Source organism: Acidovorax sp. SRI_002 (assembly GCF_057586455.1).
The window spans coordinates 88,555-107,203 of record NZ_JBYCZW010000001.1 but is presented as its reverse complement, the minus strand read 5'-3'; the positions used below and the strand labels follow the sequence as shown (position 1 = coordinate 107,203).

At 62.7% G+C, this 18,649-nt stretch carries 18 protein-coding genes; 6 read left to right on the top strand and 12 right to left on the bottom strand.

All coding sequences use genetic code 11. The features are described 5' to 3' along the window. Window positions 1-34: 34 nt before the first annotated feature. From hscA to uvrB, 7 genes are all read right to left on the bottom strand, one after another. A complete protein-coding gene (gene hscA / locus AC2YJX_RS00470; protein ID WP_487254921.1) occupies window positions 35-1,906 on the bottom strand; it encodes a Fe-S protein assembly chaperone HscA in 1,872 nt (623 codons plus the stop codon). Between the two features lie 80 nt (window positions 1,907-1,986). After that, window positions 1,987-2,505, bottom strand: a complete 519-nt coding sequence (gene hscB, locus AC2YJX_RS00465; RefSeq protein WP_218301025.1) for a Fe-S protein assembly co-chaperone HscB — start codon at window positions 2,503-2,505, stop codon at window positions 1,987-1,989. Window positions 2,506-2,593: 88 nt separating this feature from the next. Beyond that, window positions 2,594-2,917, bottom strand: a complete 324-nt coding sequence (gene iscA, locus AC2YJX_RS00460; RefSeq protein ID WP_008904781.1) for an iron-sulfur cluster assembly protein IscA — start codon at window positions 2,915-2,917, stop codon at window positions 2,594-2,596. Between the two features lie 26 nt (window positions 2,918-2,943). Further along, window positions 2,944-3,348, bottom strand: a complete 405-nt coding sequence (gene iscU, locus AC2YJX_RS00455) for a Fe-S cluster assembly scaffold IscU (RefSeq protein ID WP_121420096.1) — start codon at window positions 3,346-3,348, stop codon at window positions 2,944-2,946. 39 nt (window positions 3,349-3,387) lie between these two features. Then, window positions 3,388-4,608 (bottom strand): IscS subfamily cysteine desulfurase, encoded by a 1,221-nt coding sequence (locus tag AC2YJX_RS00450; RefSeq protein ID WP_121420095.1) that lies wholly within the window; start codon window positions 4,606-4,608, stop codon window positions 3,388-3,390. Window positions 4,609-4,718: 110 nt separating this feature from the next. Beyond that, window positions 4,719-5,255: a Fe-S cluster assembly transcriptional regulator IscR gene (iscR, locus tag AC2YJX_RS00445; protein WP_008904778.1), complete on the bottom strand. Its 537-nt coding sequence runs from the start codon at window positions 5,253-5,255 to the stop codon at window positions 4,719-4,721. Between the two features lie 242 nt (window positions 5,256-5,497). Then, on the bottom strand, window positions 5,498-7,588 hold the full coding sequence (uvrB, locus tag AC2YJX_RS00440) for an excinuclease ABC subunit UvrB (protein ID WP_487254920.1): 2,091 nt from the start codon (window positions 7,586-7,588) through the stop codon (window positions 5,498-5,500). Window positions 7,589-7,693: 105 nt separating this feature from the next. Here uvrB and AC2YJX_RS00435 point away from each other — a divergent pair, with 105 nt between their 5' ends. Continuing rightward, window positions 7,694-8,890, top strand: a complete 1,197-nt coding sequence (locus AC2YJX_RS00435) for an amino acid aminotransferase (protein ID WP_055395858.1) — start codon at window positions 7,694-7,696, stop codon at window positions 8,888-8,890. A 162-nt stretch (window positions 8,891-9,052) separates the two neighbouring features. Beyond that, window positions 9,053-9,646 carry a nucleotidyltransferase family protein gene (locus AC2YJX_RS00430; protein ID WP_487254919.1) on the top strand — a complete coding sequence of 198 codons (594 nt, stop codon included), beginning with the start codon at window positions 9,053-9,055 and terminating at the stop codon, window positions 9,644-9,646. Between the two features lie 98 nt (window positions 9,647-9,744). Here the strand turns inward: AC2YJX_RS00430 and ygiD are convergent, their stop codons facing one another. Then, on the bottom strand, window positions 9,745-10,608 hold the full coding sequence (ygiD, locus tag AC2YJX_RS00425; protein WP_487255402.1) for a 4,5-DOPA-extradiol-dioxygenase: 864 nt from the start codon (window positions 10,606-10,608) through the stop codon (window positions 9,745-9,747). A gap of 182 nt (window positions 10,609-10,790) precedes the next feature. Here ygiD and AC2YJX_RS00420 point away from each other — a divergent pair, with 182 nt between their 5' ends. Continuing rightward, window positions 10,791-11,681 carry a CoA transferase gene (locus tag AC2YJX_RS00420; RefSeq protein WP_487254918.1) on the top strand — a complete coding sequence of 297 codons (891 nt, stop codon included), beginning with the start codon at window positions 10,791-10,793 and terminating at the stop codon, window positions 11,679-11,681. A 15-nt stretch (window positions 11,682-11,696) separates the two neighbouring features. Further along, window positions 11,697-12,368: a DUF1294 domain-containing protein gene (locus tag AC2YJX_RS00415; protein ID WP_487254917.1), complete on the top strand. Its 672-nt coding sequence runs from the start codon at window positions 11,697-11,699 to the stop codon at window positions 12,366-12,368. 54 nt (window positions 12,369-12,422) lie between these two features. On the opposite strand, the gene AC2YJX_RS00410 is transcribed toward AC2YJX_RS00415, so the two are convergent. Then, on the bottom strand, window positions 12,423-13,244 hold the full coding sequence (locus tag AC2YJX_RS00410; protein WP_431152933.1) for a hypothetical protein: 822 nt from the start codon (window positions 13,242-13,244) through the stop codon (window positions 12,423-12,425). Window positions 13,245-13,593: 349 nt separating this feature from the next. Between AC2YJX_RS00410 and AC2YJX_RS00405 the strand changes: the two genes are divergently transcribed. Then, complete coding sequence (locus AC2YJX_RS00405; RefSeq protein WP_431152932.1) at window positions 13,594-14,055, top strand: hypothetical protein; 462 nt, start codon at window positions 13,594-13,596, stop codon at window positions 14,053-14,055. A gap of 9 nt (window positions 14,056-14,064) precedes the next feature. On the opposite strand, the gene AC2YJX_RS00400 is transcribed toward AC2YJX_RS00405, so the two are convergent. Together AC2YJX_RS00400 and AC2YJX_RS00395 are read right to left on the bottom strand one after the other, a co-directional pair. After that, window positions 14,065-14,433, bottom strand: a complete 369-nt coding sequence (locus tag AC2YJX_RS00400) for a hypothetical protein (RefSeq protein ID WP_487254916.1) — start codon at window positions 14,431-14,433, stop codon at window positions 14,065-14,067. Between the two features lie 97 nt (window positions 14,434-14,530). Then, the gene (locus tag AC2YJX_RS00395; RefSeq protein WP_487254915.1) at window positions 14,531-16,933 is read right to left on the bottom strand and encodes a YgiQ family radical SAM protein; all 2,403 of its coding nucleotides are present in this window, start codon (window positions 16,931-16,933) and stop codon (window positions 14,531-14,533) included. Between the two features lie 191 nt (window positions 16,934-17,124). On the opposite strand from AC2YJX_RS00395, the gene AC2YJX_RS00390 reads away from it, so the two are divergent. Beyond that, entirely contained in the window at window positions 17,125-18,075 is a 951-nt protein-coding gene (locus AC2YJX_RS00390; protein ID WP_487254914.1) for a bifunctional helix-turn-helix transcriptional regulator/GNAT family N-acetyltransferase, read from the top strand. Between the two features lie 223 nt (window positions 18,076-18,298). On the opposite strand, the gene AC2YJX_RS00385 is transcribed toward AC2YJX_RS00390, so the two are convergent. Next, window positions 18,299-18,490, bottom strand: a complete 192-nt coding sequence (locus AC2YJX_RS00385; protein WP_487254913.1) for a hypothetical protein — start codon at window positions 18,488-18,490, stop codon at window positions 18,299-18,301. Window positions 18,491-18,649: the final 159 nt, after the last annotated feature.

The following is an 18,649-nucleotide window of genomic DNA, read 5'->3' as shown; positions in this document are numbered from 1 at the left end:
CTTTTTCTTGTTCAGAGGGATCCGCCGGGCACGCTCAGAGGCTCGCGACGTTCTTGCCAGCCAATGCCTGCTGGATGCCGCGATTCATGCGCTGGGCCGCAAAACCTTCGGTGCCTTTGGCCAGTGCATCGGTCGCGGCTTCGATGACAGCGGCATCATCGGCATCGCGCTGGTGGCGCAAGGCCACCATCAAGGCATCGATGGCGGCGCGCTCCTTGGGGCTGAGCACATCGCCATCCGCATCCAACGCACTCTGGGTGGCGATCAGCATACGGTCGGCATCCACGCGCGCCTCGACCACGGCGCGAGCCTTCATGTCCTGCGCGGCAGTGGCAAACCCGTCCTGCAGCATGCGCGCAATCTGGTCATCGGAGAGACCATATGACGGCTTCACATCAATGCGCGCTTCCACACCGCTACCCTGCTCCTTCGCACTCACACTCAAAAGTCCATCGGCGTCGACGGTAAAGGTCACACGGATGCGAGCAGCCCCTGCGGCCATGGGCGGGATGCCACGCAGCTCAAAACGCGCGAGGCTGCGGCAGTCTTGCACCAGGTCGCGTTCGCCCTGCACCACATGGATCGCCAAGGCGGTCTGACCATCCTTGTACGTGGTGAAGTCCTGCGCCTTGGCGGTGGGAATGGTCTCGTTACGCGCCACGATGCGTTCCACCAGCCCGCCCATGGTTTCGATGCCCAGCGACAGCGGAATCACATCAAGCAGCAGCAGATCACCTGAGGTGTTGTTGCCCGCCAGCTGGTTGGCCTGGATGGCGGCGCCCAAGGCTACGACTTCATCGGGATTGAGGTTGGTCAGCGGCGGCTTGCCGAAGAACTCCTCAACGGCGCGCTGCACTTGCGGCATGCGGGTGGAGCCACCCACCATCACCACGCCTTGCACCTCGTCCCGTGCCAGATGGGCATCACGCAGCGCACGGCGCACTGCGGCCATGGAGCGTGCCGTCAAGTCGGCTGTGATCGCTTCAAAGTCCGACCGTTTGACGTCAAATCGGGCCTCAGCGCTTGATAGTAAAGCGCTGAATGCTGCCAAATCAGTAGCAGTCAAGGCCTCCTTGCAGGCGCGTGCAGCCATGCGCACGGCGGATTTGTCGGCTGCAGTGGTCGCCCGCAGCCCTAGCTGTTGCAGGACCCAGTCAGCCAGCGCGGCATCGTAGTCATCCCCCCCCAAAGCCGAGTCACCCCCCGTGGAAATGACTTCAAACACGCCCTGCGTCAGGCGCAAGATCGAGATGTCAAAGGTGCCTCCGCCCAGGTCGTATACGGCATAGACCCCCTCGCTGGCGTTGTCCAGGCCATAGGCAATCGCGGCAGCGGTGGGCTCGTTGATCAGGCGCAGCAGGTTAATGCCGGCAAGCTTGGTCGCATCCTTGGTGGCCTGGCGCTGCGCGTCGTCAAAGTAGGCCGGCACGGTGATGACGGCGCCATAGAGATCGTCGTTGAAGGTGTCTTCGGCTCGGTAGCGCAGCGTGGCCAGAATCTCAGCGCTGACCTCAACGGGCGACTTGTTGCCATCCACCGTAGCGAGACTGACCATACCGCCCTCGTCACTATCGGCAGCAACCACGAAGTCGTAGGGCAACTTGCCCGCTTCCGCCACGTCTTTCAGGCCACGCCCCATGAAGCGCTTGGCCGAGGCGATGGTGTTGCGCGCATCCTGGGCCTGCGCCGCCACGGCGTCATATCCGATCTGGCGACCACCGTTTTCGAGGTAGCGCACAACGGAGGGCAGCAGCACCCTGCCCTGCGCGTCGGGCAGGCACTCTGCCACGCCATTGCGCACGGCGGCAACCAACGAATGGGTCGTGCCCAGGTCAATGCCCACGGCAATGTGCCGCTGGTGTGGGTCGGGAGATTGGCCGGGTTCGGAAATCTGCAAAAGCGCCATGAAATTTCGGGTCTCAACGTGGTGGAGCCTACCGTCAGATCAGCAAACGATAGAGGCCCCAAGGGGAAGGCAAAACCGCTCTATTGTCCCAGTTGCTCTCGGCGTCGTTCAATGTCGTCGGCAAATCGCGCAATGAACATGAGGGCTCTAACCTGGCGGGCCGCGCCCGCGTAGTCCTGCTGCTGGTCGATGAGTTGCTCGCACTGCGCCAGCGCGGCGCTGCGGGCCTGCGCGACAGCGTCGTCCAACGTGTCGAGTTCGCCCTCTTCGCGGGCATCTTCCAAAGCCTCGCGCCACTCCATCTGCTGCATCAAAAACGCAGCGGGCATGGCCGTGTTGTCCTCGGCGTTGATGGGGGCTGCATGCAGTTCACACAGGTAGGCCGCGCGGCGCATTGGGTCTTTCAGGCGTTGGTAAGCCTCGTTGATGCGCACGGACCACTGCATGGCCACGCGTTGCGCCGCCGCACCCTGCGCCGCGAATTTGTCGGGGTGGGCTTCGCGCTGCAGTTCCTTCCAGCGCGCATCGATGGCGCTGCGCTCCTGGGCAAAGCGGCGCTCAAGGCCAAACAATTCAAAGTCGTCAGATTGCAGGTTCATGCGCTAGTAGGCTGAATGCGGAAATCCAAGAAAAAAACCGCCAGCACGCGACGCGATGGCGGTTCGACGGCGCGAAAGCAGCTGGTGATCAAACGCGGAAACTCTCCCCACAACCGCAGCGGTCACGCTCGTTGGGGTTGTTGAACTTGAAGCCTTCATTGAGACCCTCGCGCACAAAGTCCAGCTCGGTGCCGTCGATGTAGGCCAGGCTCTTGGGGTCAATCAGCACTTTGACACCGTGGTTCTCGAACACGATGTCCTCAGGCTCGCTGTCGTCCACATATTCGAGCTTGTAGGCAAGCCCGGAGCAGCCGGTCGTCTTGACTCCCAGGCGCACTCCCAGGCCCTTGCCTCGGCGGGACAAGTAGCGGTTGACGTGCCGTGCAGCGGCTTCTGTCAGCGTAATGGCCATGTCTCTCGATCTATTTATCTGTCAAATCAGGCAGCGGCAGTTGCAGTGGCTGCGTGCTTGGTCTTGTAGTCGAGCACAGCAGCCTTGATGGCATCTTCAGCCAGGATGGAGCAATGGATCTTGACGGGCGGCAGGGCCAGCTCTTCAGCGATCTCGCTGTTCTTGAGGGCTGCCGCTTCGTCCAGCGTCTTGCCCTTGACCCATTCAGTCACCAGCGAAGACGAGGCGATGGCCGAGCCACAGCCGTAGGTCTTGAAGCGCGCGTCTTCAATCACGCCGGTCTCGGGGTTCACCTTGATCTGCAGCTTCATCACGTCGCCGCAGGCGGGCGCGCCCACCATACCGGTGCCCACCGAATCGTCGCCCTTGTCGAACGAACCCACATTGCGGGGGTTTTCGTAATGGTCAACCACTTTTTCTGAGTAAGCCATGATGTGTACCTCTTCAATTCTTCCAAAATCTTCAGGAAATCAGTGCGCAGCCCACTGGATGGTGCTGATGTCGATGCCGTCCTTGTACATCTCCCACAGTGGGCTCAATTCGCGCAGGCGGGCCACGTTCTCGCGGATGGTGGAGATGGCGTAGTCGATCTCTTCTTCGGTCGTGAAACGGCCGATGGTCATCCGCAGGCTGCTGTGCGCCAGCTCATCGCTGCGGCCCAGGGCGCGCAACACGTAGCTGGGCTCCAGACTGGCGGATGTGCAGGCAGACCCCGACGACACCGCCAGGCCCTTGATGCCCATGATGAGCGATTCGCCTTCGACGAAGTTGAAGCTCATGTTCAGGTTCTGCGGCACGCGGCGCTCCATGCTGCCGTTGATGAACACCTGTTCAATGTCCTTCAAGCCATCGAGCAAGCGCTGCTGCAAGGCATGGGCCTTGGCATTGCTCTCGGCCATTTCTTCTTTGGCGATGCGAAAGGCTTCACCCATGCCCACGATCTGGTGCGTGGGCAAGGTGCCCGAACGCATGCCACGCTCGTGACCACCGCCGTGCATCTGCGCTTCCAGCCGAACACGAGGCTTGCGTCGCACATACAGCGCGCCAACGCCCTTGGGTCCGTAGGTCTTGTGCGCGGTCATGCTCATCAGATCGATGGGCAGCACGTTCATGTCGATTTCGACCCGGCCTGTGGCTTGGGCGGCATCCACGTGCAGCAGGATGCCCTTTTCACGGCACAGCGCGCCGATAGCAGGGATGTCTTGGATCACGCCGATTTCGTTGTTCACGAACAGGATGCTGATCAGTACCGTATCGGGGCGGATGGCGGCCTTCAGGGCATCCATGTTGACCAGACCGTCTTCCTGCACATCCAGATAAGTGGCTTCAAAACCCTGCCGCTCCAGCTCACGCATGGTGTCCAGCACGGCCTTGTGCTCGGTCTTGAGCGTAATGAGGTGCTTGCCCTTGCCTTTGTAGAAGTGCGCTGCACCCTTCAAGGCCAGGTTGATGGATTCGGTAGCGCCGCTGGTCCACACGATTTCACGCGGGTCCGCACCGATCAAGTCTGCCACCTGCACCCGCGCCTTTTCAACCGCTTCCTCAGCCTCCCAGCCCCAGGCATGACTGCGCGACGCCGGGTTGCCGAAGTGTTCACGCAACCAGGGAATCATGGCATCGACCACACGGGGGTCCACGGGGGTGGTGGCGCCGTAGTCGAGATAGATGGGGAAGTGCGGGGTCATGTCCATGGCTGGCTCAGTAGTGGTTGCTGGCTGGCAAACGCAATAAGAAACAAAAACGGGTTCAAAAACTGTTCAGGGCGGTGCCGACCCCAGGGTCGACACAAGCCCTTGGGCTATCAGGATTTGGCGAAAACGTTGCCCAGCGCGAACACGGAGTTCGGAGCATTCACGCGGATCGGCTTGACCACCGGGGTCGTCGAAATGGCACGGCGTACCACCGGCTTGTCTTCGATCTGCACGCCCTTGGCAATCTGTTCGTCCACCAGCTTTTGCAGAGTGACGGAATCCAGAAACTCGACCATGCGTTGGTTGAGCGATGCCCACAGCTCATGAGTCATGCAGCGGCCAGCTTCGCCCAGGCAGTTTTCCTTGCCACCGCACTGCGTGGCGTCAATGGGCTCATCCACCGAGACAATGATGTCGGCCACGGTGATGTCGCCCGCCTTGCGGGCCAGGGTATAACCGCCACCGGGGCCACGGGTCGATTCGACCAGTTCATGGCGGCGAAGCTTGCCGAAAAGCTGCTCCAGGTACGACAGCGAGATCTGCTGGCGCTGGCTGATGGCCGCGAGGGTGACTGGGCCATTGTTCTGGCGCAGGGCCAGATCAATCATGGCGGTGACCGCAAAACGGCCTTTGGTTGTGAGACGCATCGCAAGCTCCTTGTGCTAAGGCTTGTTCGTTGTAGAAACCGCCTGCACTGACTGTTGGTCAGCAAGGCACCGTCTCCGCCCCTTACTCCGAACAGTCGCCTGCCACGGAGCCCTTCATCGCTGGGCTGTTTTCTTGAGTATTTTGTGCGAGTATAACACAAATCCCTATCGAATCTGTCGGGTTAAAAAACCAACTAGTTTTTAATTGACCCGATAGTTATTTCCGATTGTTCTTTCGCCCATTACAAGGCCACCGAATCATTGCCATGTGCACCAAATGCCTGGTCCTTGAGCCGCGTGAGCTGGTCCCGAACCCGGGCGGCCTGCTCGAACTCCAGATTGCGGGCGTGTTCCAGCATGAGTTTTTCCAGCCGCTTGATCTCGCGCGCCACGTCTTTCTCTGACATGTCCTCCACCTTGGCGCGCTGCAGGGCTTCCTGCTCCAGCCGTTCTGCGTCCTTACCGGCCTTTTCGCTGTAAACCCCGTCAATCAGGTCTCTTACCCGCTTGACAATGCTGCGCGGCGTGATTCCGTGGGCCTCGTTGTGTGCGATCTGCTTGATGCGCCGGCGTTCCGTCTCGCCCATGGCTTTTTTCATGGAGTCGGTGATGCGGTCCGCATAGAGGATGGCCCGGCCATTGAGGTTCCGCGCCGCACGGCCGATGGTCTGGATCAGGCTGCGCTCGGCCCGCAGGAAGCCTTCCTTGTCCGCATCCAGAATCGCCACCAGCGACACCTCGGGGATATCCAGACCTTCGCGCAGCAGGTTGATGCCCACCAGCACGTCAAAGGCGCCCAGGCGCAGGTCGCGGATGATCTCCACCCGCTCCACCGTGTCCACGTCGCTGTGCAGGTAGCGCACCTTCACGCCGTTGTCTGTCAGGTAGTCGGTCAACTGTTCAGCCATGCGCTTGGTCAGTGTAGTAATGAGTACGCGCTCATGCTTTTCGACGCGAATGCGTATTTCTTGCAGCACATCATCCACCTGATGGGTGGCGGGACGTACTTCAACCTCGGGGTCCACCAGTCCGGTGGGGCGCACCACCTGGTCGACGATCTGACCGGAGTGCGTGCGCTCGTAGTCTGCCGGCGTGGCGGTGACAAAGATGACCTGCCGCATACGCTGTTCGAACTCCTCGAATTTGAGCGGTCTGTTGTCCAGCGCCGAGGGCAGGCGAAAGCCATACTCGACCAGCGTGGTCTTGCGCGAGCGGTCGCCGCTGTACATGGCGTTGAGCTGGCCGATCATCTGATGGCTTTCGTCCAGGAACATCAGAGCGTTCTTGGGCATGTAGTCGGTCAGCGTGCTGGGCGGGTCGCCGGGCGCGGCGCCCGACAGGTGGCGCGTGTAGTTCTCAATGCCCTTGCAGTGCCCTACTTCGCTGAGCATCTCCAGGTCAAAGCGCGTGCGCTGCTCCAGCCGCTGCGCCTCCACCAGCTTGCCGTCGGCCAGCAACTGTTTGAGGCGCTCGGCCAGTTCGACCTTGATGGTCTCCACCGCTGCCAGCACCTTGTCGCGTGGAGTGACGTAGTGGCTGCTCGGGTACACCGTGAAACGCGGGATCTTCTGCTTAACCCGGCCCGTGAGCGGGTCAAACAGCTGCAGGCTCTCGATCTCGTCGTCAAACAGCTCGATGCGCACGGCCAGCTCGGAATGCTCGGCCGGAAACACATCAATGGTGTCGCCCCGCACGCGGAACTTGCCGCGCGAAAAATCAGCCTCATTGCGCTGGTACTGCATGCGTATCAGCTGTGCGATTACGTCGCGCTGGCCCAGCTTGTCACCGGTGCGCAGCGTCATCACCATGCGGTGGTAACTCTCGGGCTCGCCAATGCCGTAGATGGCCGACACCGTGGCCACGATGACCACATCCGTGCGCTCCATGAGGCTCTTGGTGCACGAAAGCCGCATCTGCTCGATGTGCTCGTTGATGGCGCTGTCCTTCTCGATGAACAGGTCGCGCTGCGGCACATACGCCTCGGGCTGGTAGTAGTCGTAGTAGCTCACGAAATACTCCACGGCGTTCTTGGGGAAGAACTCGCGGAACTCGCTGTACAGCTGCGCGGCCAGCGTCTTGTTGGGTGCGAAGATGATCGCCGGGCGCCCCATGCGGGCGATCACATTGGCCATGGTGAAGGTCTTGCCAGAGCCCGTCACCCCCAGCAGCGTCTGGAAGGTTTCCCCATCGTTCAAACCTTCCACCAGCTTATTGATGGCCTCGGGCTGGTCGCCGGCCGGTGGGTACGGCTGGAACAGTTCGAAGGGGGAGTTGGGGAAATGGACGAACTCGCCGTCTTGCTTTTCCGTTATGACTTCTGTGAGATCCGGCATAGGTGCGGTCAACGATTGGTAGAGGCAGGCCGTTAAAATCGGCCGAACCCGGCACAGTACACCACGCCCGGATTCTTCGCTACTGACAACCTTTCAAGGATTCTCATGTCTCTGTTCACCGCCGTCGAAATGGCCCCCCGCGACCCCATCCTGGGCCTCAACGAGCAATTCAACGCCGACACCAACCCCAACAAGGTCAACCTGGGCGTCGGCGTTTATTTCGACGACAACGGCAAGCTGCCCCTGCTGCAATGCGTGCAGGCGGCAGAAAAGACCATGATGTCCACCCCCACGGCCCGTGGCTACCTGCCCATCGACGGCATCGTGGCTTACGACAACGCCGTGAAGGCTTTGGTGTTCGGCGCGGACAGCGAACCCGTCACCTCGGGCCGCGTGGCTACCGTGCAAGCGGTGGGTGGCACGGGCGGCCTGAAGATCGGCGCTGACTTCCTCAAGAAACTCAGCCCCAACGCCAAGGTGCTGATCTCCGACCCCAGCTGGGAAAATCACCGCGCACTGTTCACCAACGCCGGTTTTGAAGTCGATACCTACACGTACTACGACGCGGAAAAGCGTGGCGTGAACTTCGAAGGCATGCTCGCCAGCCTGAACGCTGCAGCCCCCGGCACCATCGTTGTGCTGCACGCCTGCTGCCACAACCCCACGGGCTACGACATCACCCCCGAGCAGTGGGACCAAGTGATTGCGGCCGTCAAGGCCAAGGGCCTGACGCCCTTCCTCGACATGGCCTACCAAGGCTTTGGCCACGGCATCGCCGAAGACGGTGCCGTGATCGGCAAGTTCGTGGCTGCAGGCCTCAACTTCTTTGTCTCTACCTCGTTCAGCAAGAGCTTCAGCCTCTACGGTGAGCGCGTGGGCGGCCTGTCCGTGCTGTGCGCCGACAAGGAAGAAGCTTCGCGCGTGCTGAGCCAGCTCAAGATCGTGATCCGCACCAACTACTCCAACCCACCCATCCACGGTGGCGCAGTGGTGGCTGCCGTGCTGAACAACCCTGAGCTGCGCGCGATGTGGGAGAAGGAACTGGGCGAGATGCGCGTGCGCATCAAGGCCATGCGCCAGAAGCTGGTGGACGGTCTCAAGGCTGCGGGTGTGAAGCAAGACATGAGCTTCATCACCACCCAGATCGGCATGTTCAGCTACTCCGGCCTGTCCAAGGACCAGATGGTGCGCCTGCGCAATGAGTTCGGCGTGTACGGTACCGACACCGGCCGCATGTGTGTGGCAGCCCTGAACAGCAAGAACATCGACTACGTCTGCCAGGCGATCGCCAAGGTGGTTTAACCCCCTGAGGCGCTTGCGCGCCTTCCCCCTTTCTCTCGAATTGCTGCGCAGTTCGGGAAGGGGGACGCAGCCAGCGCGGCGGGGCGGCCCTTGCGCGGCTACCTCGCATGGGCTGCGCTTGTTCGGGGGGCAGTGGCGATACGCAATCCATTGAATGCCCTCTTGAACCCTCACTCTGATCTTCAGCACCGCTTTGTGAGCGAAGCGCTCCAGAACCCGCACAACGCGGCCCTTCTGGAGCGTTTGCCGTTTCTGGGCCTGCCCGATGCGTGGCTGGTGGCGGGCTGCCTGTTCCAGACGGTGTGGAATCTGCACTCCGGCGTGGCGCCCACGGCGAACATCAAGGACTACGACCTGTTCTACTTCGACGGCAACGACTTGTCCGAATCGGCAGAGCAGCAGGTGCAAGCCCAAGTCGCCGCCCTCTTCGCCGACCTGCCCATCACCGTGGAAGCCAAGAACCAGGCCCGCGTGCACCTCTGGTACGAACGCTGGTTTGGCTACCCGTATGCGCCACTGCAATCAGCCCGCAACGGGATCGAGCGTTTTCTGGTGCCCTGCACCTGCGTCGGGCTGCAACCTGCTGACAACCTGAGCGTCAACGAGTCCACCCTGTACGCGCCCTACGGGCTGGAAGAACTGTACGCAGGACTGCTCAAACCCAACCCCGCATGCCCGCATCTACCGCTGTTCCAGGCCAAGGCTCAAAGCTACCGAGAACGCTGGCCGTGGCTGACGATCCGGGCCACCGCCTGATCGGCAAAGCCGCCAATTTTTACGTCTTTTTGACCCCTAGCGATTGATGTAAAAGCGCTGGCAGCTATCAAAATAGAAGCATTCGGCGTTTTCCTACATCACCCCCACAGCACCGACCGCATCGAGATCGACGCCGACTGGTAACCCGTATTGAAGAAACGCGGCATCTCGCTGGGCAAAACAACTCCTGCGGCGTACAGCAGCGGCAGATAGTGCTCGTGCGTGGGGTGCGCCTGCTGGGCCACCGCACCCAGTTTCTGGAAGTCCTGCAAGGCGCCCAACTGGCCCTTCTTGATCTGCTCCTGAACCACGGTGTCGAACTCGGCCGCCCAGTCGTAGGCTTCGTTGGCGGCCGAGCCACGGCGGGATGCGCGCAGGTTGTGCACGATGTTGCCGCTGCCCACGATGAGCACACCCCGCTCGCGCAAGACCTTGAGCTGCTGGCCCAGCGCATAGTGCTCGGCCGGGGCGCGGCTGTAGTCCATGCTCAACTGCATCACCGGGATCCGAGCCTGGGGGAACATGGGCTTGAGCACCGACCAGGTACCATGGTCCAGGCCCCATTCGCCTTCGTCCACACCCAGTGCCCCGCCGGTAGCGGGCGACTTCAGTTCGGCCGCCAGACTGCGCGCCACCTGCGGCGCACCGGGCGCGGGGTATTGCTGGTCGAACAGCGCCTGCGGAAAGCCGCCGAAGTCGTGGATCGTCTTGGGGTTGGCCATGCCCGTCAGCTGCCAGCCGCCGCGTGTGAGCCAGTGTGCCGACACACACAGGATGAGCTGCGGCTGCACCGCGCGCGCCATCAGCTCCGCACCCATGGCCTGCCAGCTGCGGCGCCAGGCGTTGTCTTCGATGGCGTTCATGGGGCTGCCGTGGCCCACAAACAGCACGGGCATGCGGGGCGAGGGCTTGAGCGCCTGCAGCGCGGTCGCTGTGGCGGCGCTGCTCAGGGACGTGGTCATGAAAGCTCCCGGAAAGGCGGCCAGGCCCGTGAGGGCGGCCAAAGAGGTTCTGCGTTGCATGGGTCGGGGAGCGTAACAAATTATGTATAACGCGGGGAGTGAGCCCGCGCGCGCCCTTGAAGTTCCAGCGCCGCGCCTTCTCCTTCCATTCAAAACTACAACACCGAGATAACCCCACACCCATGACAACCGCCCTGCCCCTGCCCCTTCGCAATGTCCGCGTCCTGAGCCTCGCGCTCAACCTGCCCGGCCCCGCCGCCCTGATGCGCTGCGCGCGCATGGGGGCCGACTGCACCAAGCTTGAACCCCCGCCCGCCCCTGGCTATCCCAGTGCGGACCCCATGGGCATCTACAGTCCAGCGGCCTACGCCACGCTGCACCAAGGCGTGCGCGTGCTGCATGCCCACCTCAAGACGGCAGAAGGCCAGGCCGCGCTGCACGAAGAACTGACCCGCACCGATGTGCTGATCACCTCATTCCGCCCCTCGGCGCTCACCAAGCTGGGCCTCTCCTGGGAGGCGCTGCAAGCGAAGTACCCGCGCCTGTCCCTGGTGCGCATCGTGGGCGCAGCCGCCGAGCGTGCCGAAGAGCCCGGCCACGACCTCACCTACCTGGCCGATGCCGGGCTGGTCACCGGCACCGAGATGCCCCCCACCCTGTACGCCGACATGGGCGGCGCCCTGATGGCCAGCGAAGCCGTGCTGCAGGCCCTGCTGGAGCGTGGCCACACGGGCAGCGGCGTGTGCATCGAAGTCGCCCTGGCCGACGCCGCCGCTTGGCTGGCCCAGCCGCGCGACTGGGGCCTGACCACCCCCGAGGGCGACGTGGGCGGCAACCACGCGGGTTACCGCATCTACCCCTGCGCCGACGGCCGTGTTGCCGTGGCCGCGCTGGAACCCCACTTTGCCGCCAGTCTGTGCGCCGCTGCAGGCCTGCCCGCCACGGGCGATGCCCAGGTGCTGCGCACCCGGCCCACACACGAGGCCGTGGCCGGCTTCTTGCGCACGCAGACCCGTGCGCAGCTCGATGCGCTGGCAAAGGCGCAGGACATTCCACTGCACACCCTGGCCTGAAGGCAAAGAACCGACATGCAAAAACAGGGAACGGTGGTGCGCTGGAACGCCGAGCGTGCCTTTGGCTTCATCCGCAGTCCCGACACGCCCGCCGACGTCTTCTTCCACATGCGGGATTTCGAGGGCGGTGGAACGCCCCTCGAAGGGCATTCGGTGAGCTACCAGGAGATCCATGTCCGCGGCAAAGGCCCCCGGGCCATGGCAGTGCAGCCCGTGGGCACTCCTGCGGTCACCGCACCCGCCGCCCGCGCGGCGGCCGGCGGCAGCAAAAAGGCGCAAGCGCCTTCACCCTGGCGGCCGCAGCCACCGCGCGCCGGTCGATCCGGTGCCTCGCCAGCCTTCCAGGGGCTAGCTTTCCTGCTGATGGCGCTGTGGCTGGGCATGCTGGCCTTCGGCGCATGGAACAACCAATTGCCCTGGTGGCTGCTGGGCGCCGCCGTGGCGCTCAATCTGCTGACCTTCATCGTCTACGCCCTGGACAAGAGCGCTGCGCAAAGCGGCCAACGGCGCGTGGCGGAGAACCACCTGCACCTGCTGGCCCTCGCGGGCGGTTGGCCGGGCGCCTGGTTCGCCCAGCAGATACTGCGCCACAAATCGAGCAAGACCGCGTTCCGCGTGCTGTACTGGGCCACGGTCGTGCTGCATTGCGCAGGCCTGGCTGCCTGGCTGCTTCGCGGGGCAGAATAACGGTCGGCAGCGGAAATCGCTTTTGCAAACGGCTACCCGGCTGCTGCCGAACCATCAGAAATCGATTTGTACCGCCAGAACAAAATTGTAATAAAGCGCCGCACCAAAATCGAAGACACTGATATCGGGATCGCTCAAGCTCTCGCCATGGGGTGCACCCGCAAAAACGATGCCGAACCTGTTTTGCGGGTTTATTTTCCCGGTCAAATCAATGACGTAAACACCATCGTAATCATTTTTGGTATCGACACTCAGGACATGCCCACCCGGATTTGTGACAAACCCGATCGGTACGGAAATGGGTGGCGGGCCTCCCTCACGAACCTTGTAAAAAGGTTTGATCTTTGAATAATCGAGCGGGCTGGTCTCGATTCTCGCCGGTATCTTCTGGTGCCGCGGATCAAACGGCGCGATGGTCTTGATGGGCACAGGCTCGGTCGGCTCAAAAAGCTCGTCGGGACCGATTCTGCTGGAGAAGAACAACCGGTTGAGCTGCGACCCGCCGCGCTTGATGGAATGCTGCACGTCGCCCACCATGAACGTCATGCCCAGGCTGCGGTACCTGAATGACAAGGTCGCGCGCGTGACCTTGTATTTATGGGGCGCGGGCTCCCCAGTGACCTTGGTGTAGTGCTCAAATGCCTTTTGAAAGGCGAACCCCACCCCGGAACGGCGCACGATGATCCCGCCCTGGTCATCGAAAGTTCCCTCGTCCCAATTCAGGATCCGGCCGACGGCAATGGCGTAGGGATCGGCGACCGTTACCGAATTGACCGGCCAGGAAGTACTGTCAATGCCGCCAAGTGAGTTCTCATGTCTTGAAATGGTGGCCGTCGACGAGGACCAAGGCTTCAACGCGAAAATAATAGTGGGCACCGCTCTCTCCTTATCAGTTCCATCAAAGGTTGAATCGAAGTTGCTGGCCCGGCTGCGCAATATCCCGCGCCCACTGCGCCGTGGTGCACGAATGGAAGATAGGAAGCGCGATGGCTGCGTCCAGGCCAGGGGGCACGAGCATCATCGCTGGCGCAGGCCGGGTGTCAACGAATGGGTGGCGGCAGATACAACTTCGAACGATATGGTGTGAAATCCGTCGCGCTCCCGCGCATGGCGAAGTGGTGAAAGATGCCCGCGGATGACACAGGAATTCCCCCCGGGACTACACGCATTCCAGCGGCCCGCGGCTTCAATGGAATGCGTATCCACCCCTCCACAGGAGACGGCCATGAAGCCAATGATTCTTGACTCCACCATGACCAATATGGGCGGCGTGTTCTACCCAACGGGGCATGTGTTCGCCCTGTTCCCCGACGAGGACTGCGTGCGCCAGGCCGCCACCGCGTTGCAGGCCGCCGGCCACCAGGGCGACACCGCCTACGCCAGCCCCGAGGTCATTCTGCAAGAGATCGTCCGCACCCTGGGCACGGCAGATGCCCCAATGCCCTCGGTGGGCGCCGAGGGCGACATGGTGCGCCGCATTGCCGACCTAGCGGGCACTGGCCACCACGGCATGCTGATCGCCATGGCCGACAAAGACAACACCGATACCCTGGTGGAAGCCATTGCCCCCCAAGGTGCAGTCACCGCCTTCTACTACCGTACCTTCATCATCGAAGACCTGATCTCACAGCCCGCCGGTGACGGCCCGCAATCGGTGGTGGTGGGCACCCACGCAGCAGAAGGCTGAAGCTTGCGTTCATCCCGCAGCAGCGGTACCAGCCGGGCTGGCAACGCTGGTTGAAACGGCAGAAGGAGTTTTGGCCGCGAGTTCCAGCAAATCCATCCAGGGCGCAAAGGCCCAGTGCTTGCGCCCGGTAAACGCTGCCGCAATGCCGTACCGGGGCATCACCAGCAGGATTTGCCGGTGGAACCCCACGGCCGTGCCTCCCCCGCTCCGGCATGCTCCACCACTGGTCGGCATAGCGCGCAGCCGCCAACCCATAGACACCGTGGGCGCAAACACCCTGGCTACCCAATCGCGCGATACCAGCTGGCGGCCATTCCACTCGCCGCCACGCAGGTAGAGCAGCGCCAGGCGCGCCATGTCGCGGGTGCGCATCTGCACGCCAAATTCGCCGGTGGAGGTACCTTGTGGATCCGCCTCCCGCGACACATCCCGCAAACCCAACGGGCCAGACAGATGCGTCAGGGCGTAGGCATGGTCAGCGGGGCTTGCGTGCCGATGGTTTGGCCGCCCCGGTCACACGCGGCGGCAAGCCGGTGTGCTGGGTCAGCATGCGGCCCTTTTGGGGCTGCCCTGGCTTGGCAGGCCGGGATGGCAGCACTTTGGCGGCTTCTGCCTTCTGTCCCACGGGCGTCGAGTTCTTGCGCCGCGCACTCTGGTATCCGCCGTCGGTCAGCGGCTGGAAGGTCGGTATCAGGTGGAGCTTGCCGTTGCCGATCAGATCCGCGCGGCCCATGGCCTTGAGCGCCTCGCGCAGCAGCGGCCAATTGTTGGGGTCGTGGTAGCGCAGGAAGGCCTTATGCAGGCGGCGGCGCTTGTCGCCGCGCACGATGTCCACAGCCTCGCTGTCGCGCGTGATCTTGCGCAGCGGGTTCTTGTTGCTGTGGTACATGGCCGTGGCCGTGGCCATGGGGCTGGGGTAGAAGGTCTGCACCTGGTCGGCACGGAAGCCATTCTTTTTCAGCCAAATGGCGAGGTTCATCATGTCCTCGTCGCTGGTGCCCGGGTGCGCGGCAATGAAGTACGGTATCAGGAACTGCTTCTTGCCCGCTTCTTCGCTGAACTTCTCGAACATCTGCTTGAACTTGTCATAGCTGCCGATGCCCGGCTTCATCATCTTGGTCAGCGGCCCCTGCTCGGTGTGCTCGGGCGCGATCTTGAGGTAGCCGCCCACGTGGTGCTGCACCAGCTCCTTCACGTACTCGGGGCTTTTCACGGCCAGGTCGTAGCGCAGGCCCGATCCGATGAGGATCTTCTTGATGCCTTTGAGCGCGCGGCCACGGCGGTAGATCTTGATCAGCGGATCGTGGTTGGTGCCCAGGTTGGAGCAGATGCCTGGGTACACGCAACTCGGTTTGCGGCAGGCGGCTTCGATCTCGGGGCTCTTGCAGCCCAGGCGGTACATGTTGGCCGTGGGGCCGCCCAGGTCGCTGATGGTGCCGGTGAAGCCCTTGACCTTGTCGCGGATGTCCTCGATCTCCTGAATGATGGAATCTTCACTTCGACTCTGGATGATGCGGCCCTCGTGCTCGGTGATGGAGCAGAAGGTGCAGCCGCCAAAGCAGCCGCGCATGATGTTGATCGAGAAGCGGATCATCTCCCACGCGGGGATCTTGGTCGCGCCGTCGTGGCTGCCGTTCTCGTCGGCGTAGCTCGGGTGTGGGCCACGGGCGTAAGGCAGGTCGAACACGTAGTCCATCTCCGCCGTGGTCAGCGGGATGGGCGGCGGGTTGATCCACACGTCGCGCGCGGTCACGCCCTCGCCATGCGCCTGCACCAGCGCGCGGGCGTTGCCGGGGTTGGTCTCCAGGTGCAGCACGCGGTTGGCATGGGCATACAGCACGGGGTCGCTTTTGACCTGCTCGTAGCTGGGCAGCCGGATCACGCTTTTGTCGCGTGGTGGCACCTTGAGCTTGGCCTTGAGCGCCGGGTTCGCCACGAACAGCATGGGCTGGATGGCGGGGTTGGGCTCGGCAGATTTTAGGTCTTTTTGGCCACCAGCGCCTGTTCCACCTTCGCTATCTGCTACGGAATCAGGAGCATCGTCCTTGCTGCAGGTGCTGCCCTGGGCGGCGGCCTGCTCGCTGGTGGTCATGTAGGGGTTGACGTGGGCCTCGACACGGCCAGGCTCGTCCACGCTGGTGGAGTCGATCTCGAACCAGCCCTTGCCGGTCTCATCGTCGGGCCGGCGCACAAACGCCGTGCCACGCACGTCGGTGATCTGCTCGACCGGCTCGCGTGCGGCGATGCGGTGGGCAACCTCAACCAGAGCACGCTCGGCGTTGCCGTACAGCAGCAGGTCACACTTGGCATCCACCACGATGGAGCGGCGCACCTTGTCGCTCCAGTAGTCGTAGTGCGCAATGCGGCGCAGGCTGCCTTCGATGCCACCCAGGATGATGGGCACGTCCTTGAACGCCTCGCGGCAGCGCTGGCTGTAGACGATGGCGGCGCGATCAGGGCGCTTGCCGCCGATGTCGCCGGGGGTGTAGGCGTCGTCGCTGCGAATCTTCCGGTCGGCGGTGTACCGGTTGATCATCGAATCCATGTTGCCCGCCGTCACGCCCCAGAACAGGTTGGGCTTGCCCAGCACCTTGAAGGGCTCGGCGCTTTGCCAGTCGGGCTGGGCGATGATGCCTACGCGAAAGCCCTGGGCTTCGAGCGTGCGGCCGATCACGGCCATGCCGAAGCTCGGGTGGTCCACATAGGCATCGCCCGTCACCAGGATGATGTCGCAGCTGTCCCAGCCCAGTTTGTCCATCTCGGCGCGGCTCATCGGCAGGAACGGGGCCGTGCCAAAGCGCTTGGCCCAGTACGGACGGTAGCTGGTCAATGGCTTTGCGGCGCGCGCAAAAAAGGAGACGTCAACGGGGGCGTTCATGCAGAGGAGTTTCGCGGCCGGCCCTTGTGCGTCAAGGGCGTCGTGGGGCGCGGCTGTGGTGGTTAACCCGCGATTTTACGGCGGCAAGCTCTTTTTGTCGCTGCTTGCGCGTTGCCCTTGTGCGTTGGAGGTCTTGATGAACATCAGGCATATACTTGCCAAAGTCAATTAATTGCATGACTAAGGCATTCATGACCACGACCAGCACTACATCCCAGCCCACCTCCGCAGCCGTGAAAGCAGTGCGGCGTTTCAACCGCTTTTTTACCCGGCGGGTGGGCGTGCTCGACCCGTATCTGGGCAGCGACCTGTCGCTCACCGATGTACGCGTGCTGTACGAACTGGCGCACCGCGAGGCGCCCGTTGCCAGCGAACTGGCGCGCGACCTGGGCCTGGACGGCGGCTACCTGAGCCGCATCCTGCGCCGTTTTGAAGCATCCGGCTGGATCACCCGCAGCGCCAGCGCCAAGGATGCCCGCCAGAGCATGCTGACCCTCACCCCCACGGGGCGCGAGGTGTTCGAGCCGCTGCAACAACGCTCACGCGACGAGGCCGCAGCCCTGCTGACCCCCCTGCCCCCCGCGCGCCAGCAGGAGCTGGTGGACGCCATGGAACGCATCGAAGCCTTGCTGGACCCCGCCAACGCGGCGCCTAAGGCCACGCGCATGGCTGTGCTGCGCGACCCGGTTCCTGGCGATATCGGCTGGGTGGTGCAACAGCACGGCGAGATCTACTGGCGCGAATACGGCTGGGACAGCCGCTTTGAAGCCCTGGTGGCCGACATCGCCGCGCAGTTTTTGCGCAAGTTCCAGCCGGCGTGGGAGCGGTGCTGGGTGGCCGAGCTGGACGGCGAACGTGTAGGCGCCGTGTTTGTGGTGCGCAAATCGGCCACCACGGCCCAGCTGCGCATGCTGATCCTGTCGCCCAAGGCGCGCGGGCTGGGTCTGGGTGCGCGCCTGACTGACGAGTGCATCGCCTTTGCGCGGGCCAAGGGCTACAAGAAGATGGCGCTGTGGACCAACAGCTGCCTGGCTGCTGCACGGGGCATTTATGCCAAACGCGGATTCAAGCTGGTCAAGTCAGAGCCGTACGAAGGTTTTGGCCGGCAACTGGTGGGTGAGACGTGGGAGCTCAAGCTCTAGAAACACCTGACGGGGCGCGCCGTTGTGCCTGCTTGTCAACTGACCAAACAAGTCCTTCACAGACGAACGTCCTGATATCTCCCATGGCCTGCACCCTTTGCTCCTGTGCTGGTGCGCGCAACCTGGAGTGATTGATTCATAAAAAAATGGTCCCGATGGTCCATTTTTTGTTCATAGCAGCCTGCAGGCCAGAGTGCACGGCCCGGCAGCCCGGCGCTTTTGGTTACCACTCCCCCACTTCGCGCACCCGCTGGGCCAAGTCCGGGATCGCATCGTCCTCCACAACGGGTGCTGCCTGCACTGGGGCCATGACCGCCTCCGCCACACTTGGCTGCGCGCGCAGGGGCATCAACCGACCAAAAACGTGGCTGGCGAGGGTTTCATGCAGGGGAGCGGTAAATGGTGCGGCAAACATGGCAGTTCCTTTTCTGATGGCCTGAGTGCTTTCAAATCGGTAGCAGCAGGTTAGGCCACAGCAACAAGCCTCAAGTGTAGGAACGAGCGCCTTTTGCAGGTGTGACAGAACGCACAAACAACACGGTTTTGTCACGAAGGGCGCGCTTATCGCGACAAA